The organism is Rhodococcus sp. NPDC047139, from assembly GCF_040643435.1.
Lineage (GTDB): Bacteria > Actinomycetota > Actinomycetes > Mycobacteriales > Mycobacteriaceae > Rhodococcus.
Genome location: NZ_JBEYUH010000005.1, coordinates 186,483 through 203,886, shown reverse-complemented (window position 1 = coordinate 203,886; position 17,404 = coordinate 186,483). Strand labels below are relative to the sequence as shown.

The following is a 17,404-nucleotide window of genomic DNA, read 5'->3' as shown; positions in this document are numbered from 1 at the left end:
CACGGTAACCCACGCGCCCGGCGGTCGGGTGCAGATTTGGAGGGAGCAGAGGATGGCGGCCATGAAGCCCCGGACCGGGGACGGTCCCCTCGAAGCAACCAAAGAGGGACGAGGAATCGTCATGAGGGTTCCACTCGAGGGCGGCGGACGTCTGGTCGTCGAGCTCACGCCCGAGGAAGCTGCGGCACTCGGCGACGAACTCAAGAGTGTCACCAGCTGATCTGCCCTTCTCAGGGCACTCCGGGCCCCGCGCTCTCCGGCGCGCGGGGCCCGGTGTCGTCCTGAGAGGACGATCGGCCGGGCGTGACGGCCGACCGGTACTTCCGTCCGACGATCCGGGAGAAGCGCGATGCTCGCGGACGTGATCGACCTGCTTGCTTGTCCCCACTGCGGGTCCGGTCTCGACCTCGATGAGAACGTCGTGATGTGCGACCGCGGCCACAGCTTCGATGTCGCACGTCAGGGTTACGTGTCGCTGCTCGCCGGCGGGTCGACGCCCTTCACCGGCGACACCGCCGAGATGATCGCGGCCCGCGCCGACTTCCTCGATGCCGGGTACTACGACCCCATCCGCCGCGCCGTCGCGGAGGCCTGCGCCGACACCGCGGCCGACCCGGCCGCACGGATCCTCGAGGTGGGTGCGGGAACGGGTCGATACCTCGCGGCCGTGCTCGACGCTCTGCCGTCGGCGCGCGGCATCGGCCTGGATGTCTCCAAGCCTGCGGTGCGACGCATCGCTCGCAGCCATCCCCGGACGGGAGCGATCCTGGCGGATGCCTGGCAGCGACTGCCCGTGAGATCCGCCTCGCTCACCCATGTGCTGTCGGTGTTCGCGCCCCGCAACGCAGCCGAGAGTCATCGCGTGCTCGCACCCGGTGGCGTGCTCCTCGTCGCCACACCGACCCCCGAGCATCTGCGCGAACTGGTATCGCTGCCCGGCATGGTGAGCGTGGACGATCGGAAGACCGAGCGTCTGTCCTCCGCCCTGTCGGGACGTTTCGAGCGTGCGGACAGAACCGACGTGCGGTTCACGGCAGCGCTCCCGCGCGACGCGCTCGGCCTCGTGGCCGGGATGGGACCGTCTGCCCACCACATGACGTCCGAGCAGCGCGCGCAATTGCTGGCGACATTGCCGGATCCGTTCGAGGTGACGGTCTCGGTCACCGTCACCTCGTGGACTCGGGTCGCGGGGACCGGCGAGCTCAGCGCGCCGTGATCACCTGTTGGTAGACGGCGACGGTCTGCCGGGCGATCTGCGCCCAGGAAAATTCGCTGACCGCACGGACGCGCCCGGCGCGGCCCCATTCAGCCGCTCGCGCACCGTCCTTGGCGACCTCGTCGACGGCCTCGGCGAGGGCGCGTTCGTAGGTCTGTGCGTCGAACGCGTCGTAGTGCACCAGGCGTCCGGTGACTCCGTCCTCCACGACCTCCGGGATACCTCCCACGTCCGAGGCCACCACGGCGGTCTCGCAGGCCATCGCCTCGAGGTTGACGATCCCCAGCGGTTCGTACACCGAAGGGCACACGAAAACCGTGGCAGCCGAGAGCAGTTCTCGCACCGATTCGGTTGGCAACATCTCGCGTACCCAGTGCACGCCGTCGCGTGCATCCTGCAGGGCGGCCACCGCACGTTCGGTCTCGGCGGCGATCTCGGGCGTGTCGGGTGCCCCTGCACACAGAACGAGTTGGATGTCGGGATCGAGGTGATGCGCCGCGGCGATCAGGTGCCCGACACCCTTCTGCCGGGTGATGCGGCCGACGAACACGGCGATGGGACGACTCGTATCGAGACCGATCCGCGCGACCACGGACTCGTGGCCGTCCGCCGCCGGACCCGGATGCCAGGCCGTGGTGTCGATGCCGTTGCGCACCACGTGGACCCGCGCGGGATCGACGAAGGGGTATGCGTCGAGGACGTCGAGTCGCATGCCGTCGCTGACGGCGATGATCGCGTCGGCATACCGGACCGCGTTGCGTTCGGACCAGGAGGAGATGCGGTAGCCGCCTCCGAGCTGCTCGGCCTTCCACGGCCGCCGCGGCTCGAGGGAATGCGCGGTGAGTATGTGTGGCACGTCGTGGAGTTCGGCGGCGAGATGCCCCGCCAGGCCCGTGTACCACGTGTGGGAGTGCACCACGTCCGCACCGGCTGCGGCGTGCGCCATGCGCAAACCGGCGGACAGGGTCGTCAGTGCGGGGTTGGCGTCGCGCAGTCCGGGGTCGGGGGAGTGCACGAACGCGGTATCGCGCGGTGCTCCTGTGCAGTGCACGTCGACCTCGACGAGTCGGCGCAGTTGCTCGACGAGTTCGGTGACATGGACACCGGCCCCGCCGTACACCTCAGGCGGATATTCCCGCGTCATCATTGCCACCCTCACCGCCTCAAACTAGCGGGCCGCCCGAGTTCCGGCCACCTGGCCCCGGGGCTGCGATCCGGCCCCGAGATTCCCCTTCGCTGGCGGTGGCATGGGCGGGGGGATAGGTTGAGCGTGTGAGGAGCCAGCCCCATGTGCTTGGAATCGTTCTCGCCGGCGGCGAGGGCAAACGTCTGTATCCGCTGACCGCGGACAGAGCCAAGCCGGCAGTGCCGTTCGGGGGCGCATACCGCCTCATCGATTTCGTGCTCAGCAATCTCGTCAATGCGGGCTATCTGCGGATCTGCGTTCTCACGCAGTACAAATCGCACTCGTTGGACCGCCATATCTCGCAGACCTGGCGCCTGTCAGGTTTCACGGGCGAATACATCACGCCCGTGCCTGCCCAGCAGCGTCTCGGCCCGCGTTGGTACACCGGCAGCGCCGACGCGATTCTGCAGTCCCTCAATCTCGTCTACGACGAGGACCCGGAGTACATCGTGGTCTTCGGCGCCGATCACGTCTATCGGATGGACCCGGAGCAGATGGTGCGTCAGCACATCGAGTCGGGAGCCGGTGTCACGGTCGCCGGCATCCGTGTCCCGCGCAGCGAGGCATTCGCGTTCGGGTGCATCGACAGCGACGAGAGCGGCAGGATCACCCAGTTCCTCGAGAAACCCGCGCACCCACCGGGGACACCCGACGACCCCAATGTGACCTTCGCTTCCATGGGGAACTACGTCTTCACCACGAAGGTTCTGGTCGAGGCGCTGCGGGCCGACTCGGACAATCCCGACTCCGACCACGACATGGGCGGCGACATCATTCCCGCCCTGGTCGAGCAGGGTGAGGCGCACGTCTACGACTTCAACGACAACGTGGTCCCCGGTGCGACCGAACGCGACCGCGCCTATTGGCGCGACGTCGGCACGCTCGACGCCTTCTACGACGCCCACATGGATCTCGTGTCGGTCCATCCGATCTTCAATCTCTACAACCGGCGGTGGCCGATCCGGGGCGCCGCCGAGAACCTTCCGCCCGCGAAGTTCGTGCAGGGCGGCCTCGCACAGGAGTCGATCGTCGGCGCCGGAAGCATCCTGTCGGCCGCGACCGTCCGCAACTCGGTGCTGAGTTCGAACGTCATGGTCGACGACGGGGCGACCGTGGAGGGCAGTGTCCTGATGCCGGGTGTCCGCATCGGCAAGGGCGCGGTCGTCCGTCGCGCGATCCTCGACAAGAACGTCGTCGTCGGCGACGGCGAGATCATCGGGGTGGACCTCGAGCGGGACCGACAGAGATTCGCGGTCAGCAACGGCGGTGTCGTCGCCATCGGCAAGGGCATCTGGATCTGAGCCGGCGCCCCTGCGGGGAGATCGCTGTCAGGTGAGCCGCACCGCGCAGAGGAGGCCGTCTCCGAGCGGTAGGACCACTGGTGCGAGACGTTCGTCGGAGGACACGGCGCGGGTGGCCTCGCGGACAGCGAGCACCGTCGCGTCACGAGCGGCAGGATCGGCCACACGTCCGTCGAGCAGTGCGTTGTGGAGCACGATCACCCCGCCGGGCCGGAGCAGGCGCACCCCTTCGCGCACGAAGTGCGGATGGTCCTCGGGTGTCGCGTCGACGAACACCATGTCGTATCCGGCGTCGGCGAGTCGCGGCAGGACGTCCAGCGCACGGCCGTTGATGAGCCGGGTACGCGAAGCGACGATGCCCGCTTCGCGGAAGGCGATCTTCGCCGCGCGCTGATGCTCCGGTTCGCTGTCGATCGTGGTGAGGACGCCGTCCTCGCGGAGGCCGTGCAACAACCACAGGCCGCTCACACCCGCACCGGTGCCGATTTCCACGACAGTCCTGGCATCGAGCATCCGGGCGAACATCGCAAGGGTGGCACCGACGGAGGGGGAGACCGGGTCGGCACCCAGATCTTCGGCACGGTCACGCGCCGCGGAGAGGTCGTCGTCTTCGACGACGATGCTCTCGGCGTGGGTCAAAATGCGATCGGCGTTGGTCTGCACCCCACTGAGGCTATCCTCGGGCCTTGGTTCGCGCAGGCAGGCGCGCTCGGAAGAGGTGCCGGGAGTTGCAAGATTCCGGAGTGTGATCCCGGCCGGACACGTTTTCTCAGCGAGGTTTCAGGTTACTCATACGTCGGCCACATCGCCGCGAGGAAAACTTACGCTCGATGAACCAGACGATCGTCACGGTGCGCAGCCTCGAGGACGCGCCGGCTCGTGAACGTTCCTCTCGGAACATTCTGCGCGGGTCGGGTGTTGGAACTCTCGAAACCCGTATCCACCCCAGCGGTCCCGACGAGGAGGATCCAGCGATCCACATGACTCGATCCCACATCGTCCCCGAGAACGCCGTCCCGGCACTCGATGCCGCCCCCGAGGAGGATCTGAGCGGCACGGCGGCCTTCGATGCCACCGGGGACCGCGCGGCCATGCCGTCGTGGGACGAACTCGTCCGTGAACACGGCGACCGCGTCTATCGCCTCGCCTACCGGCTCTCCGGTAACGCCCAGGACGCCGAGGATCTCACGCAGGAGACCTTCATCCGCGTCTTCCGGTCGTTGCAGAACTACCAGCCGGGCACCTTCGAGGGCTGGTTGCACCGCATCACCACCAATCTTTTCCTGGACATGGTGCGCCGACGGAACCGCATCCGTATGGAAGCGCTTCCGGAGGACTACGATCGGGTACCGGCTTCAGGGCCGAACCCCGAGGAGATCTACCACGACGCGCGTCTCGGCGCCGACCTGCAGTCCGCCCTGGACTCGCTCGGACCCGAGTACCGCGCCGCGGTCGTGCTCTGTGACATCGAAGGTCTGTCCTACGAGGAGATCGGTGCCACACTGGGGGTGAAACTCGGTACGGTGCGAAGTCGTATCCACCGAGGCCGCCAGGCACTCCGTGAGTACCTGCGCGAGCATGGAAAGGTCGAGAACAGTCGCGTCGATGCGGGGTAGCCGCCGGGAGGTAGTGATGACGATGGTGCAACCACCTCGCAGGTTCGGCTCTACGGAACATCTCGCCAGCGAGGCAGTTGCCGCTTTCGTCGACGGTGAACTGCGTATGGCGGCCTACATGCGAGCCGCTCAGCACCTGTCGATGTGTCCCGAATGCGCCGCGGAGGTCGAAGCCCAGCAGCAAGCCCGCCACGCACTTCGGTCCGCTGCCGATCATGTGCCCCGGATGCCCAGTTCCCTGCTCGGGATGCTGAACAGCATCCCCTCCCATCTGTGCGATCCGTCCCCTCATCCACATGAGGACGACCGGTTGGGCGCGCGGCGATGGTCGATCCTCCGTCGCCGGTGACGACGGGCGGGTAACGGGTGATCCGATGCCATCGGTGATACTGGGCTGCGTGACGGACCTACACGGGGAAGACGGGCACGCGTGACGGCCGAATCTGCGCAGCACACCGGCCGACAGGCCGGCGACAATCCTCGGCGTGAGGAGCCGGTCGACGCTTCGCCGGGCCGGGCCGACCTGCCGGACGGAGCGATCACACGCCCTGCGGACGCTCCCCGTCTCGAGCCCCGGCCGGTCTACCGGCCGACGGTCGATCCGACATCCGCACGCGTCTTCGGTCGACCCACCGGCATCGAGGGCCCGTTCGGCCCGGCCCCCCATCCGAGCGTCCTCGATCCGCGTATCCGCCAGGATCCCCCGGCCGATGCAGTCCTGGCCGAGGCCTACGGACGTCCGCCGCATGCCGAGGAGACACTCCAGCGACCTCCCTCGGAACCGACCGTCGAGGCGGACGACGAGGTGGAATCCGATCCTTGGCGCGACCCGGACTCCGCCGTGCGGCTCGGCTCGCCGATGCCCGGGCAGACCGAGGAGCAACAGCTCCCTCCGGCGCCCGGACTCACGCTGCGTGAAGTGCTGTTCGATCGCCGCGTCCAACCTCGCGCCCTTGCGACCCTCGCCGCGGTCGCCATCGCGATCGGCATGGTCGGCGGACTCGTCGTCGCACTGGTCACCTCAGACAACGGTTCGCTGACCAGTCGTGGGGTGACGCTGAGCCAGTCCGGACCCGACGAGGAACTTCCGAGCGGTGCGGTCGCACGGGTTGCCGACACCGTGCTGCCCGCGGTCGTGTCCATCCAGGTGACGCTGGGAGGTGACGCCGGTACCGGATCGGGCGTCGTGATCGACGGTGCCGGTTACATCGTCACGAACAATCACGTGATCTCCATGGCTGCCGGCAACCCCGACGCCAAGGTGCAGGTCACCTTCGACGACGGAACGAAGGTTCCCGCCTCGATCGTCGGACGTGACATCAAGACCGACCTGGCGGTGCTGGCGGTGGAGAACGTCGACAATCTGGTTGTCGCCGAACTGGGCCGTTCCGAGGATGTCCGGGTCGGTGAGGATGTCGTCGCGGTCGGTTCTCCACTAGGGCTCAGCAAGACGGTCACCCGCGGCATCGTCAGTGCGCTGAACCGGCCGATGCGGCTCAGCGGGCAGGGCACCGACACCGATGCGGTGATCGACGCCGTGCAGACCGATGCCTCCATCAACCCCGGCAATTCCGGTGGCCCCCTCATCGATATGGAAGGCCGGGTCATCGGCATCAACTCCGCGATCAAGTCGGAGACCGGAGGCTCGGTGGGGTTGGGCTTCGCGATCCCCATCGACGACGTGACCGTGGTGGCGCAGGAACTGATCCGCAGCGGTGAGATGCGGCATCCGGACATCGGCGTGAACGCCCGGTCGGTCGTCAACGACGTCGCAAGCGGCGCGGAAGTCGCCAACGTCCGCCAGGACAGTCCCGCCCAGCGCGCCGGAATCGTCGAGGGCGACGTGATCGTCAAGGTCGGCGACCGCGAGGTCACCAGCGCCGACGAACTCGTCGTGGCGGTCCAGCAGCAGGAGATCGACGAACCCGTCACCGTCCAGCTCGTGCGCAGCGGTCGTCTCGTCGATGTCGAGGTCACTCCCGTCTCGGACTGAAGTGTCCGCCACGCGGCGCCAGGAGCACCGGATCGAGACGAACGGTGTGGCGTCGGTGAATGTGAACTTCGGCGTAGCTGATGCGTTTCGGACGTGACCACGTACCCTGGATGCGTGTTCGGCAACATCGGTTGGGGCGAGTTCCTGGTACTTCTCGTGGCGGCACTCGTGGTGCTCGGCCCGGAGAGGTTGCCCGGTGCCGTCTCCTGGGTGGCCAAGTCGCTGCGGCAGGTCCGCGACTACGCTACCGGTGCGCGCGACCAGCTCAAGCAGGAGCTCGGTCCGGAGTTCGACGACCTGCGCCAACCGCTGTCCGAGCTGAACCAGTTGCGCGGCATGACCCCGCGGGCGGTCATCACCAAACACTTGCTGGACGGTGACGACTCCATCCTCACCGGAGATTTCGACGCCTCGCCCGCAGCGCGCCAGGGCACTCCGACGAACGGTGCGACCCGGCCGAATCTGACGAAGCCGCTTGCACGGGACGAGAAGCCCCCGATAGATCCGGACGCCACCTGACCTCACTTCCGGTCCGCACACTGCTCACGACCGAGCCCCCGCCGTGAACGATCGGCGGGGGCTCGGTCGACGTTCGGGCTACAGGTGACGCGTGGTGTCGATCCCCAGCGACATGCCCGCCAGGCCGCGCTTGCGCACCGCGAGCTTGTCCGAGATCTCCTTCAGGGCCACCGCAGGAGCCGACTCGGGCTGCGCGAGCACGATGGGCGTGCCGGCATCGCCCGCCTCGCGGACGGACGGGTCGAGTGGGATCTGACCGAGCAGGGGCACCGTCGCGCCCACGGCCCGAGTGAGCCGGTCGGCGACCGCCTGGCCGCCACCGGTGCCGAAGACGTCCATACGAGTGCCGTCGGGCAGTTCGAGCCACGACATGTTCTCCACGACACCGGCGATGCGCTGCCTGGTCTGCAGCGCGATCGAACCTGCACGCTCGGCCACCTCCGCCGCTGCCTGCTGCGGCGTCGTCACGACGAGGATCTCCGCGTTGGGGATCAACTGCGCCACGGAGATCGCGACGTCACCGGTTCCGGGCGGCAGGTCGAGCAGCAGGACGTCGAGATCGCCCCAGAAGACATCGGCGAGGAACTGCTGCAGGGCACGGTGCAGCATCGGGCCACGCCACACCACCGGGGTGTTGCCCTCGGTGAACTGGGCGATGGAGATCATCTTCACGTCGTGAGCCACAGGCGGGATGATCATCCGCTCGACCTGCGTCGGCTTGGCCGACGTGCCGAGCATCCGGGGGATCGAATGGCCGTAGATATCGGCGTCGAGGACACCGACGGACAATCCACGCGCGGCCATCGCGGCGGCGAGGTTGACGGTCACCGACGACTTGCCGACCCCGCCCTTGCCGGAGGCGACCGCGTACACACGTGTCAGCGAACCGGGCTGCGCGAACGGGATGACGGGTTCGGTGGAGTCTCCGCGCAGCGACTTGCGGAGTTCGGTGCGCTGCTCGTCGCTCATCACGTCGAGTGTCACGCGCACTTCACCGACTCCGGCGACGTCGGCGACGGCCTTGGTGACGCGCTCGGAGATCTCCGTGCGCATGGGACACCCCGCGGTGGTCAGATAGATCGCGATGTCGACACTGCTGTCGGCGCCGATGTCGATGCTCTTGACCATCCCGAGGTCGGTGATGGGCCTGCGGATCTCCGGGTCCTGTACCCGTGCGAGCGCACTGCGGATGTCGGACTCACTGACTGCCATGACGCCCATGTTAGGTCGCAGGCCGGTCGGCGGCGCATATGGGGCGTCGCCGACTCGGGGAGATGCGCGTGGTCAGTGGATACGGGGCAGGTCGGCCGGGCTGGGATCGATCCCGGTCGAGTAGGCGGTCGACCAGGCGAGCACGTTCGCCACGTACGCCATCGAATTGTTGTAGCGGTGGATCGCCTTCGTCGAGTGCGCGAGGTTACGCATGTCGAGGCCGCCGTCGCACAGGTACTTCGCGGTGGTCAGAGTCGAGTCGTACAGATTCTGGGGATCGGCGACACCGTCACCGTTGCCGTCGCCCGCGTACTGCTGCCATGTGGTGGGGATGAACTGCATCGGGCCCACGGCGCGGTCGAACACGGTGTCGCCGTCGAGTGCGCCGCCGTCGGTGTCGTAGATCGTGGCCTGCCCCGGCAGGCTCCCGTCGAGCGGCAGGCCGATGACGGGATCGAGCAGGTTTCCCTCGTCGTCGGCGCGCCCGCCGTTGGCGTGCCCGGACTCGACACGGCCGATGCCGGCGAGGAGGGTCCAGTGCATGCCGCACGTGGGATTCTCTTCGGCGAGCATGCGCTCGGCGTTGCGGTAGGCCGCGAAGTTGATGCCGGGAATACCGAGGGGGCCCTCGCGGAGAACCTCGGGTTCGGGCTCGGGTTCGGGGGCGGCTTTGAAGGTGCGAACCGGCGCAGGTTCGGGCTCGAGCATGATGGTCTGCACTGCTGCCACCGCTTCCGGGATCGCATCCGCGAGGCCGGCGGTGTCGCTCGAGGACGCGGTCGGGTCGGCCTCGTGCTGGGCTGCTCCCATCAGCGCTCGCGGTGACGCACCTGCGGTGGTCGCCGCTGCGGCGACCAGTCCGACCGGAACGAGTCCGGTCATCGCGATCACGGAGTTTCGCCGAAGCTTGGAATCCGACGGTTTGGCATGGCGGCCCAATGGATAACCCTCCCTCGGGTGTCTTTGGCGAGACACCTTCGTTACGTGCTGGGCCGACGCTACAGCATTCGATGCCGTTCTGTTACTCAACCGTGATGTAACTGGGGAGAGGGCGCGGGTGTCGTTGCCGATTCGTGCTGCTAGGGGCGGGCGGGATCGGCCACCGGAAACGCCGATGACGACACGCCCGCAGCGCGTGTCGTCGTCGGCGGGTTGCCTGGTCTCACTCGCAGAAGGCGGCTACCAAGCAAGGGATTTCGGGTAGAGGCGGCAGCGGAGGCAGAGCCGGAAGCGAGGGAAACGCCGGCTCGGTCGGTGCCTCGCTCGCTCCTTGCTCGCCGCCCTGGGAATCGGCCGGAGCAACAGGCGGGGGCGCGGTGATCGCCGGAGCCGGGGCGGCCACGTCGGCCGCGCCGGGAACCGGGCGTGCCGGGACGGGAGCAAGTTCGGCAGGGGCGACCTCGGCCGTCTTTGCGTATTCACGGGACCAGGTCCGGACATTCGCGAGATAGTCCGGAGACGGATCGAACATGGCCGCCGCCCGCGCTTCGCCGTCGGGCTCGCGCAAGTTCCCACCCTCGGCGCACATCCGAACGCCTGCGGCCAGGGTCGAGTCGAAGATGTTCTGCGGATCGGCGGTGCCGTCCGCATTGCCGTCGGCGGAATATCGCTCCCAGGCTGCCGGGGCCAGGCGCATCGGTCCGAGGAGGCCGTCCGGGGTGACGACCGGAGTCGTCAGCGTTCCCAGGACGTCGGTCCGGCCACCGTCGGCGTGCCCGGAGTTCAGGCGGCCGATCGCGGCGAGCAGGTTCCAAGGTAGCCCGCACTCGGGCGCGTCGATGGCCAATTGCATCTCCGCTGCTCGATAGGCGTAGAAGACGAGTTCGGGAATCGCGAGCTCCCCGTCGCCGAAGACGGTGGGTGTACCCGGGGCGACCGTGGCCGGAGGAGCGCCGGGGGGAAGTGGGGTGCCCGGGCTGCGCGGCGGTTGCGCCTCACGCACTTCCCCCGGAAGCAGGCCGACCGCCGTGACGGCGACCTCGGGCTCGGTGTCGGTGGCCGCTGTCCCGGCGACGACCTGTGCCGACGACGCAGTTGTCACGAGTCCTGCGGCGAGAATCACCGGAATCGTCAGCCCGACCTTCCACCGCACGCGATCACCCTCCCTCGACCACCCATTCGGCTGCTGTGACGAAGGTTACAGAAGGATGCGCGGTTGTGTGCAACCGGCCGTCCCGGACAACCGTATTGTCCGGATCTCAGCGTCGCGGAGCGCGCGAGCGCGGATTGCCGGCGTCGTCCTCGTTCTCGTCGTCGGCGAGCAGCGCGCGCAGGTCGTCGAGTTCGCGGCGCAGATAGTCACGGGTGGCGACCTCGCCCACCGCAAGTCGAAGGGCCGCCAGTTCCCGCGCCAGGAACTCGGTGTCCGCCTTCGTCTGCTCGGCGCGGGCGCGGTCCTCCTCGAGCGACACGCGGTCGCGGTTCTCCTGCCGGTTCTGCGCGAGCAGGATGAGCGGGGCCGCATAGGCCGCCTGGGTCGAGAAGGCAAGGTTGAGCAGGATGAAGGGATAGGGATCCCACTGCAGCCCGACCGCGGTGATGTTGAGCAGGATCCACACGATCACGACGATCGTCTGGATGGCGAGATAGCGACCGGTTCCGAGGAATCGCGCGATCGACTCGCTCACCCGGCCGACCGCTTCGGCGTCGAAGTTGAACCGGAATCTCGACGACTGAGGTGTCTCGAGGCGCGAGCGGCCCTGCGTGCTGCGGTCACTCATCCTCGGTGTCCTCCTCGCGCCAGTCCTCGGGCAGCAGATGGTCGAGCACGTCGTCGACGCTCACCGCGCCGAGTAGGTGCCCTTCGTCGTCCACCACCGGGCCGCACACCAGGTTGTACGTCGCGAAGTACCGCGTGACGGTGGTCAAGGCGTCGTCGGGAGCCAAGCGGGGAAGGTCGTCGTCGACGACCCCACCGACCAGGCTCGCGGGGGGTTCCCGGAGTAATCGTTGCAGATGGACGCAGCCCAGATACTTTCCGGTGGGAGTCGCGGTGGGCGGGCGGACGACGAAGACCATCGACGCCAGCGCCGGGGTCAGATCCGGATTGCGCGCGCGTGCCAGAGCTTCGGCCACGGTGGTCGCCGGAGTCAGGACCACCGGCTCGGGGGTCATCAGACCGCCCGCTGTGTCGGGGGAGTGCTCGAGCAGGCGGCGCACCGGCTCCGAGTCCTCGGGATCCATCCGTTGCAGAAACGATTCGGCGTCCGTGGCGGGGAGTTCGCCGAGAAGGTCGGCGACGTCGTCGGGATCCATCGCTTCGAGCACCGCAACCGCGCGATCGAGACCGAGCTGGGTGAGCAGCTCCGTCTGATCGTCTGCGGGCAACTCCTGCACGATGTCGGCGAGGCGTTCGTCGTCGAGCGCTGCCGCCACCTCGGTTCGCCTCTTGGTCGGCAGGTCCCGCAGCGCGTTCGCGACGTCCGCCGGCCGCATGTCCTCGAACTGCAACAGCAACTGCGCGACACCTTGGCCGGGCATAGCCAGCGCCTGCTGGGTGAGACCGTGCACGTGCGGCCATTCCACGATGTGCACATGCGAGCGCCGCGCGAGCCGGCCGCGATGGCGACGTACCGCGACCCGGGCGACCACCCAGTCGCGCGTGCGCATGAGTTCGATGCCCAGATCCACCACCACTGCATCGACACCCATCAGGTCCGGCAGTTCCGGGTCGTCGACTCGCACACGGGAATCGAGGACCTGCCCCAGAGCGAGCACCTCCGACGGCCGCTGGTTGAACCGGCGCAGACTCACATTGCCGGTGACGAGGGTGACCGCACCCGGCTCGATCGCGGTCACACGCAGCATCGGCACGAAGATCCGCTTGCGGGTGGGCAGTTCGACGACCAGCCCCAGCGCGCGGGGCGGCTGTCGCCCGACTCGGATGGTCAGCACGACATCGCGGACGCGGCCGATGGATTCGCCGTCGGGGCCGAGAACGACCAGTCCGGCCAGCCGCGCGACGTAGACCTTGCTCACTGCTGCCATGATTGCCAGGCTAGAGCGTGCCCACGCTGTTCCCGGAACCCGGAGGTCTGGTCAGGTCATGTCGTTCTCGTTCAGGCCCCGGCGGTCGGTGCTCGCGGTTCCCGGCAGCAGCCGGAAGATGATCGACAAGGCCAAGGGGCTCCCGGCCGACGAGATCTTCCTCGACCTCGAGGACGCAGTGTCGCCGCTCGCGAAGGAGCAGGCACGGACAACAATCGTCGAAGCCCTGAACGAGGACGGCTGGGGCAATCAGATCAAGGTCGTGCGGGTCAACGACTGGACCACGGACGCCACCTATCTCGACGTTGCGACGGTGGTCGGCGGTGCCGGTGGGAATCTCGACGCGATTCTGCTGCCGAAGGTGCCCGATGCGAGTCATGTGAAGGCGCTCGATCTGCTGCTCACGCAGATCGAGAAGGCGCACGGTCTCGAGGTCGGGCGCATCGGTATCGAACCGCAGATCGAGAACGCGATCGGGCTGACCAACATCGACGAGATCGCGACGGCGAGTCCACGTGTGGAGACACTCGTGTTCGGCCCCGCCGATTTCATGGCCAGCATCAACATGCGCACCCTCGTCGTCGGGGAACAGCCCGAGGGTTACGACCGTGGCGACGCCTACCACCACATCCTCATGACGATCCTCATGGCGGCGCGTGCCCACGGACTGCAGGCCATCGACGGCCCCTACCTCCAGATCCGGGACGTCGATGCCTTCCGCCGGTCGGCGCAGCGGACCGCAGCCCTCGGCTTCGACGGCAAGTGGGTGCTGCACCCCAGCCAGATCGATGCTGCGAACGAGGTGTTCAGCCCGCGCCAGGAGGACTACGACAAGGCCGAACTCATCCTCGATGCCTACGAATGGCATACCTCGGCCGCAGGCGGTGCCCGCGGAGCGGTGATGCTCGGTGACGAGATGATCGACGAGGCGAGCAGGAAGATGGCGCTCGTGATCTCGGCGAAAGGCCGCGCCGCCGGACTGCAGCGGACGCAGACCTTCGAACCACCGACGGGATAGCGGCGCAGAAGAGGACATATCAGGCGAACCGCTGGAGCGGGCGCGTTGCGTTTCGGGGCAGAATGGGGGACGACGCGCCGCGACGGACGGCCTGTTATCGCGAAGGAGTCGAACATCACATGACGAATCCCCTCGGACCCGGTCGTCAGGTCCCCGGCCTGCCGACTCCTCCCACGGGCTGGCCCGTCGGTTCGTATCCCACCTACGCCGAAGCACAGCGCGCTGTGGACCACCTGGCCGATCAGAACTTCGCCGTCGAGGACGTCACGATCGTCGGTGTCGATCTCATGCAGGTAGAGCGGGTCACCGGGCGGCTCACCTGGCCGAAGGTGATCGGCGGAGGAATCGTGTCGGGCGCATGGCTCGGTGTGTTCTTCGGTCTGCTGCTCGGCATCTTCTCGACCGATTTCCTCGGCCCGCTGCTCGTCGGTCTCGTCGGCGGCATCGTCTTCGGCCTCATCTCGGCGACCATCCCCTACGCCGCGACCCGTGGCCAGCGAGACTTCTCCTCCACCATGCAGCTCGTCGCAGGCCGGTACGACGTGCTGTGCCAGCCGCGAAACGCCGAGCAGGCACGCGACATCCTCGCCAAGCTCGCGATCTGACCGTCTCGATGGCCGAGCGGCCGTCGAGACAGGACTCGTCGCGGTGCGGGTCGCGCTACTACTGTCGATCTCATGCCCGATCTCGATTCTGTGGCCGAGGCCCTCTACGGCCTCGACCCAGGCGACTTCGTGGCCGCCCGCTCCGACTTCGCGGCGCAGGCGCGTGAGGCGGGCGACCGCGATCTCACGGCGGCGATCGGCCGGCTGCGCAAGCCGACCGTCGCGGCCTGGATGGTCAATCTCCTCGCACGCGAACGGGCCGAAGAGCTTGCAGCGCTGCTCGACATCGGATCTGCCCTGCGCACCGCACAGCGACGCCTGTCGGGTAGCGACTTGCGGAAGCTGTCCGAGCAGCGCCGCCGGGTGGTCGCAGCGCTCGAACGCGATGCGGGCCGCCTCGCCGCCGAACGCGGCCGTACCGTCTCGGAGACCGCACTGAGGGAAGTGGGCCGCACTCTCAACGCGGCGCTGTCCGACCCCGAGGTCGGTGAGCAGGTCCGGCAGGGCCGCCTCGATGCGATCGTCGAAGCGGACGGATTCGGTGATCTGTCCGCGATGCCGCTCACCGTCGTACGCGACCGGTCCGGGCGGGAGGAAGAGCAGGAGCACCCGAAGTCGCAGGGTGACGACACCATGCGCGCGGAGGCGGAACGCACCGCGCGCGAAGCCGAGATCGACGCGGCCGCCGCCGCGCTCGACACCGCGCACAGCACGGCGGACGAAGCGCGCGCAGCCGCGGCGACAGCGGAACGAGAATTGGCCCGCCACGAATCGGAGGTCGCCGACCTGCGGGCCGGCCTCGAACACGCGGAGCAGCAGCGCACCTTCGCGCGGCGGGCCGCTGCCGAGGCGAAGAAGCGGGTGGTGGCTGCCGAACGTGCGGTCTCGGCCGCAGAGGCGCATCTGGCCCGGACGAAGAACTGAGTGTTCAGGCGCTCGTCCGCGCGACGAACCGGCGCTGCCACGGAGTCTCGACAGCCCGCGGATGATAGTGCCGCCGTACGAATTCGACCGCTTCGTCGGGGGAGAGACCGTCGAGGACGGCAAGGCATGCGAGTGCCGTCCCGGTCCGGCCGCGTCCGCGCCCACAGGCGATCTCCACCCGTTGCCGGCCCGCTCGGACCCACGTCTCGTACAGAACGGCGTGTGCGTCCTCCGGGTCGTGCGGCGTACGGAAGTCCGGCCAGCGGATCCACCGTGACTCCCACTCGAACGGAACGGGTGGACGCGCGAGGAGATACACCCCGAAGTCGGGGAAGGGCTCGTCCGGCGCCGATCGGTACATCCCGCGCCCTCGCACGAGCCGGCCGGACGGCAGTTGCAGCACTCCGGCGTCTGCTGGATCCCACTCGCGTCGCACGGTGGCAACCTACCCGCCCGGCGTCCGTGTACCGAACGTCACGTCCGTTCGTCCGCGGACCGAGTTTCGGTCTCGATAGTGTCGATTCATGGGTGAACGCACTGAGCCGGAGATCAGAATTCTCGAGTCGGAGGACGAACTGCGTCAGGCATCGGCGCTGTTCCGGACGGCAATGGTGGGTCTGCCGTCGTGGCCCGAAGTCCCCGGCGGAACGGTGAATCGGTATCTCGAAGCCGGCCGCACCTGGGGTGCCTTCCTCGACGGCATGCTGGTCGGCACGGTCGACGCCACGAGCGGAAAGCTGACCCTGCCGGGTGGTGTGCGGGTGCCGCACGCGGCAGTCACCCACATCGGTGTCCTGCCGACCCACACGCGTCGCGGAGTGATCTCCGGTCTCGTGCACCGCCAGCTGAGTGACGCGCGGGATCGTGGCGAGATTCTCGCGACGCTGCGTGCCTCCGAAGCGACGATCTACGGGCGGTTCGGTTACGGCGTCGCGTCCACCTCGGTATCCGTCGACGTCGATGTGCGCCGGGCCTCCCTGCGTCCCGGTCTTCCCGAGAGCGGGCCGGTGCGCTTGTCGTCCTATCCCGACGCATGGGACCTGCTGGCGCAGATACATTCCCGGCATCTGCCGTCACGTCCCGGCATGATCGACCGGTCGGAGTACTGGTGGAACTCGCGTAAGTGGCGGGCCGCCTCGCTCACCGACCCGATGTACGTGGCGGTACACGGCGAGCCGGGACACGAGGACGGATTCGTCCGGTACCACCCCGTCGACACACACGAATGGTTCACCAGCCGGAATCGCACCGTCGTCGTAGACGACTTCTTTGCCCCGTCGCCGGAGGCGCATGCCGGCCTGACCCGTTTCCTGCTGGGCCTCGACCTGGTGGACAGGTTGCGATTCACGGCGCTCCCGGAGGACGATCCGCTCCCGCTGATGCTGGGCGACGCGCGCGCCGTGCAGATCCGCTCGGTCTCCGACGAGACGTGGTTGCGCATCCTCGACCTCGATCGCGTACTCGCAGCGCGCACCTATCGGGGGTCCGGTTCGGTGAAGGTGGAGGTGACCGACACCTTGCTCACCGACAACTCCGGTACCTTCGAGATCTCTGCCGCCGGTGCGGCGCGCACCTCGGGGCCGGCCGACCTGTCGTTGGACGTCGCCGATCTCGGGGCGCTCCTGCTCGGTGGGACAGGTTGGCATCGCATGATCGCCGCAGGTCGCGTACGCGTGCACCGGGCCGACGCCCCCGACATCGCCGACCTGCTGTTCTCCTGGCCGTGTGCTCCGTTCGCAGGAACGTCGTTCTGATACCGCTTAGGTAAGCCCCGCTCGTTTCGCAACGGTTAGCCGATACGGGCGTTATCGTCGGGATCGGACGACG

At 68.0% G+C, this 17,404-nt stretch carries 19 protein-coding genes; 11 read left to right on the top strand and 8 right to left on the bottom strand.

Annotated features, from left to right (window positions below; genetic code table 11):
• The first annotated feature begins 52 nt into the window (after nt 1-52).
• Complete coding sequence (locus tag ABZ789_RS08340; protein ID WP_006554284.1) at nt 53-220, top strand: DUF3117 domain-containing protein; 168 nt, start codon at nt 53-55, stop codon at nt 218-220.
• A 129-nt stretch (nt 221-349) separates the two neighbouring features.
• Entirely contained in the window at nt 350-1,216 is an 867-nt protein-coding gene (locus tag ABZ789_RS08335; RefSeq protein WP_358421711.1) for a putative RNA methyltransferase, read from the top strand.
• Here ABZ789_RS08335 and glgA read toward each other — a convergent pair.
• The gene (gene glgA, locus ABZ789_RS08330) at nt 1,203-2,375 is read right to left on the bottom strand and encodes a glycogen synthase (RefSeq protein WP_358421708.1); all 1,173 of its coding nucleotides are present in this window, start codon (nt 2,373-2,375) and stop codon (nt 1,203-1,205) included. The two genes, ABZ789_RS08335 and glgA, sit on opposite strands and share 14 nt — an antisense overlap.
• Before the next feature lie 113 nt (nt 2,376-2,488).
• Between glgA and glgC the strand changes: the two genes are divergently transcribed.
• Nucleotides 2,489-3,703: a glucose-1-phosphate adenylyltransferase gene (gene glgC, locus ABZ789_RS08325; protein WP_358421705.1), complete on the top strand. Its 1,215-nt coding sequence runs from the start codon at nt 2,489-2,491 to the stop codon at nt 3,701-3,703.
• A 27-nt stretch (nt 3,704-3,730) separates the two neighbouring features.
• Here glgC and ABZ789_RS08320 read toward each other — a convergent pair whose 3' ends face one another.
• Entirely contained in the window at nt 3,731-4,366 is a 636-nt protein-coding gene (locus ABZ789_RS08320; RefSeq protein ID WP_358421702.1) for an O-methyltransferase, read from the bottom strand.
• A 317-nt stretch (nt 4,367-4,683) separates the two neighbouring features.
• On the opposite strand from ABZ789_RS08320, the gene sigE reads away from it, so the two are divergent.
• The 4 genes from sigE to tatB all read left to right on the top strand — a co-directional run bounded on the left by sigE (nt 4,684) and on the right by tatB (nt 7,831).
• Nucleotides 4,684-5,319, top strand: coding sequence for an RNA polymerase sigma factor SigE (sigE, locus tag ABZ789_RS08315; protein ID WP_358422146.1), 636 nt, complete (start codon nt 4,684-4,686; stop codon nt 5,317-5,319).
• Between the two features lie 16 nt (nt 5,320-5,335).
• Nucleotides 5,336-5,668, top strand: a complete 333-nt coding sequence (locus tag ABZ789_RS08310; RefSeq protein ID WP_358421699.1) for a zf-HC2 domain-containing protein — start codon at nt 5,336-5,338, stop codon at nt 5,666-5,668.
• 189 nt (nt 5,669-5,857) lie between these two features.
• Complete coding sequence (locus tag ABZ789_RS08305; protein WP_358422143.1) at nt 5,858-7,312, top strand: trypsin-like peptidase domain-containing protein; 1,455 nt, start codon at nt 5,858-5,860, stop codon at nt 7,310-7,312.
• Between the two features lie 114 nt (nt 7,313-7,426).
• Entirely contained in the window at nt 7,427-7,831 is a 405-nt protein-coding gene (gene tatB, locus ABZ789_RS08300) for a Sec-independent protein translocase protein TatB (RefSeq protein WP_358421695.1), read from the top strand.
• A 78-nt stretch (nt 7,832-7,909) separates the two neighbouring features.
• On the opposite strand, the gene ABZ789_RS08295 is transcribed toward tatB, so the two are convergent.
• The 5 genes from ABZ789_RS08295 to ABZ789_RS08275 all read right to left on the bottom strand — a co-directional run bounded on the left by ABZ789_RS08295 (nt 7,910) and on the right by ABZ789_RS08275 (nt 13,030).
• On the bottom strand, nt 7,910-9,043 hold the full coding sequence (locus ABZ789_RS08295; RefSeq protein ID WP_358421692.1) for an Mrp/NBP35 family ATP-binding protein: 1,134 nt from the start codon (nt 9,041-9,043) through the stop codon (nt 7,910-7,912).
• 72 nt (nt 9,044-9,115) lie between these two features.
• Nucleotides 9,116-9,982 carry a lytic murein transglycosylase gene (locus ABZ789_RS08290; protein WP_358421690.1) on the bottom strand — a complete coding sequence of 289 codons (867 nt, stop codon included), beginning with the start codon at nt 9,980-9,982 and terminating at the stop codon, nt 9,116-9,118.
• Between the two features lie 223 nt (nt 9,983-10,205).
• Entirely contained in the window at nt 10,206-11,135 is a 930-nt protein-coding gene (locus ABZ789_RS08285) for a hypothetical protein (RefSeq protein WP_358421687.1), read from the bottom strand.
• Nucleotides 11,136-11,241: 106 nt separating this feature from the next.
• Nucleotides 11,242-11,763 carry a DUF1003 domain-containing protein gene (locus tag ABZ789_RS08280; RefSeq protein ID WP_358421684.1) on the bottom strand — a complete coding sequence of 174 codons (522 nt, stop codon included), beginning with the start codon at nt 11,761-11,763 and terminating at the stop codon, nt 11,242-11,244.
• The gene (locus ABZ789_RS08275; protein ID WP_358421681.1) at nt 11,756-13,030 is read right to left on the bottom strand and encodes a CBS domain-containing protein; all 1,275 of its coding nucleotides are present in this window, start codon (nt 13,028-13,030) and stop codon (nt 11,756-11,758) included. The genes ABZ789_RS08280 and ABZ789_RS08275 overlap by 8 nt, the downstream gene beginning before the upstream one ends.
• A 58-nt stretch (nt 13,031-13,088) precedes the next feature.
• Between ABZ789_RS08275 and ABZ789_RS08270 the strand changes: the two genes are divergently transcribed.
• The 3 genes from ABZ789_RS08270 to ABZ789_RS08260 all read left to right on the top strand — a co-directional run bounded on the left by ABZ789_RS08270 (nt 13,089) and on the right by ABZ789_RS08260 (nt 15,577).
• Entirely contained in the window at nt 13,089-14,048 is a 960-nt protein-coding gene (locus tag ABZ789_RS08270; RefSeq protein WP_358421678.1) for a CoA ester lyase, read from the top strand.
• A gap of 119 nt (nt 14,049-14,167) precedes the next feature.
• Nucleotides 14,168-14,653, top strand: a complete 486-nt coding sequence (locus ABZ789_RS08265) for a general stress protein (RefSeq protein WP_241385214.1) — start codon at nt 14,168-14,170, stop codon at nt 14,651-14,653.
• Nucleotides 14,654-14,725: 72 nt separating this feature from the next.
• Complete coding sequence (locus ABZ789_RS08260; RefSeq protein ID WP_358421674.1) at nt 14,726-15,577, top strand: hypothetical protein; 852 nt, start codon at nt 14,726-14,728, stop codon at nt 15,575-15,577.
• 4 nt (nt 15,578-15,581) lie between these two features.
• Here the strand turns inward: ABZ789_RS08260 and ABZ789_RS08255 are convergent, their stop codons facing one another.
• Entirely contained in the window at nt 15,582-16,013 is a 432-nt protein-coding gene (locus ABZ789_RS08255; protein WP_358421671.1) for a protein-tyrosine phosphatase family protein, read from the bottom strand.
• Nucleotides 16,014-16,101: 88 nt separating this feature from the next.
• On the opposite strand from ABZ789_RS08255, the gene ABZ789_RS08250 reads away from it, so the two are divergent.
• Entirely contained in the window at nt 16,102-17,331 is a 1,230-nt protein-coding gene (locus ABZ789_RS08250) for a GNAT family N-acetyltransferase (RefSeq protein ID WP_358421668.1), read from the top strand.
• Nucleotides 17,332-17,404: the final 73 nt, after the last annotated feature.

Bases quoted from the DNA above. Each gene is read 5' to 3' on its own strand.
- ABZ789_RS08340 (WP_006554284.1), top strand. From the start codon at position 53: ATGGCGGCCATGAAGCCCCGGACCGGGGACGGTCCCCTCGAAGCAACC.
- ABZ789_RS08335 (WP_358421711.1), top strand. From the start codon at position 350: ATGCTCGCGGACGTGATCGACCTGCTTGCTTGTCCCCACTGCGGGTCC.
- sigE (WP_358422146.1), top strand. From the start codon at position 4,684: ATGACTCGATCCCACATCGTCCCCGAGAACGCCGTCCCGGCACTCGAT.
- ABZ789_RS08310 (WP_358421699.1), top strand. From the start codon at position 5,336: ATGACGATGGTGCAACCACCTCGCAGGTTCGGCTCTACGGAACATCTC.
- ABZ789_RS08295 (WP_358421692.1), bottom strand. From the start codon at position 9,043: ATGGCAGTCAGTGAGTCCGACATCCGCAGTGCGCTCGCACGGGTACAG.
- ABZ789_RS08280 (WP_358421684.1), bottom strand. From the start codon at position 11,763: ATGAGTGACCGCAGCACGCAGGGCCGCTCGCGCCTCGAGACACCTCAG.
- ABZ789_RS08275 (WP_358421681.1), bottom strand. From the start codon at position 13,030: ATGGCAGCAGTGAGCAAGGTCTACGTCGCGCGGCTGGCCGGACTGGTC.
- ABZ789_RS08270 (WP_358421678.1), top strand. From the start codon at position 13,089: ATGTCGTTCTCGTTCAGGCCCCGGCGGTCGGTGCTCGCGGTTCCCGGC.
- ABZ789_RS08265 (WP_241385214.1), top strand. From the start codon at position 14,168: ATGACGAATCCCCTCGGACCCGGTCGTCAGGTCCCCGGCCTGCCGACT.
- ABZ789_RS08260 (WP_358421674.1), top strand. From the start codon at position 14,726: ATGCCCGATCTCGATTCTGTGGCCGAGGCCCTCTACGGCCTCGACCCA.
- ABZ789_RS08250 (WP_358421668.1), top strand. From the start codon at position 16,102: ATGGGTGAACGCACTGAGCCGGAGATCAGAATTCTCGAGTCGGAGGAC.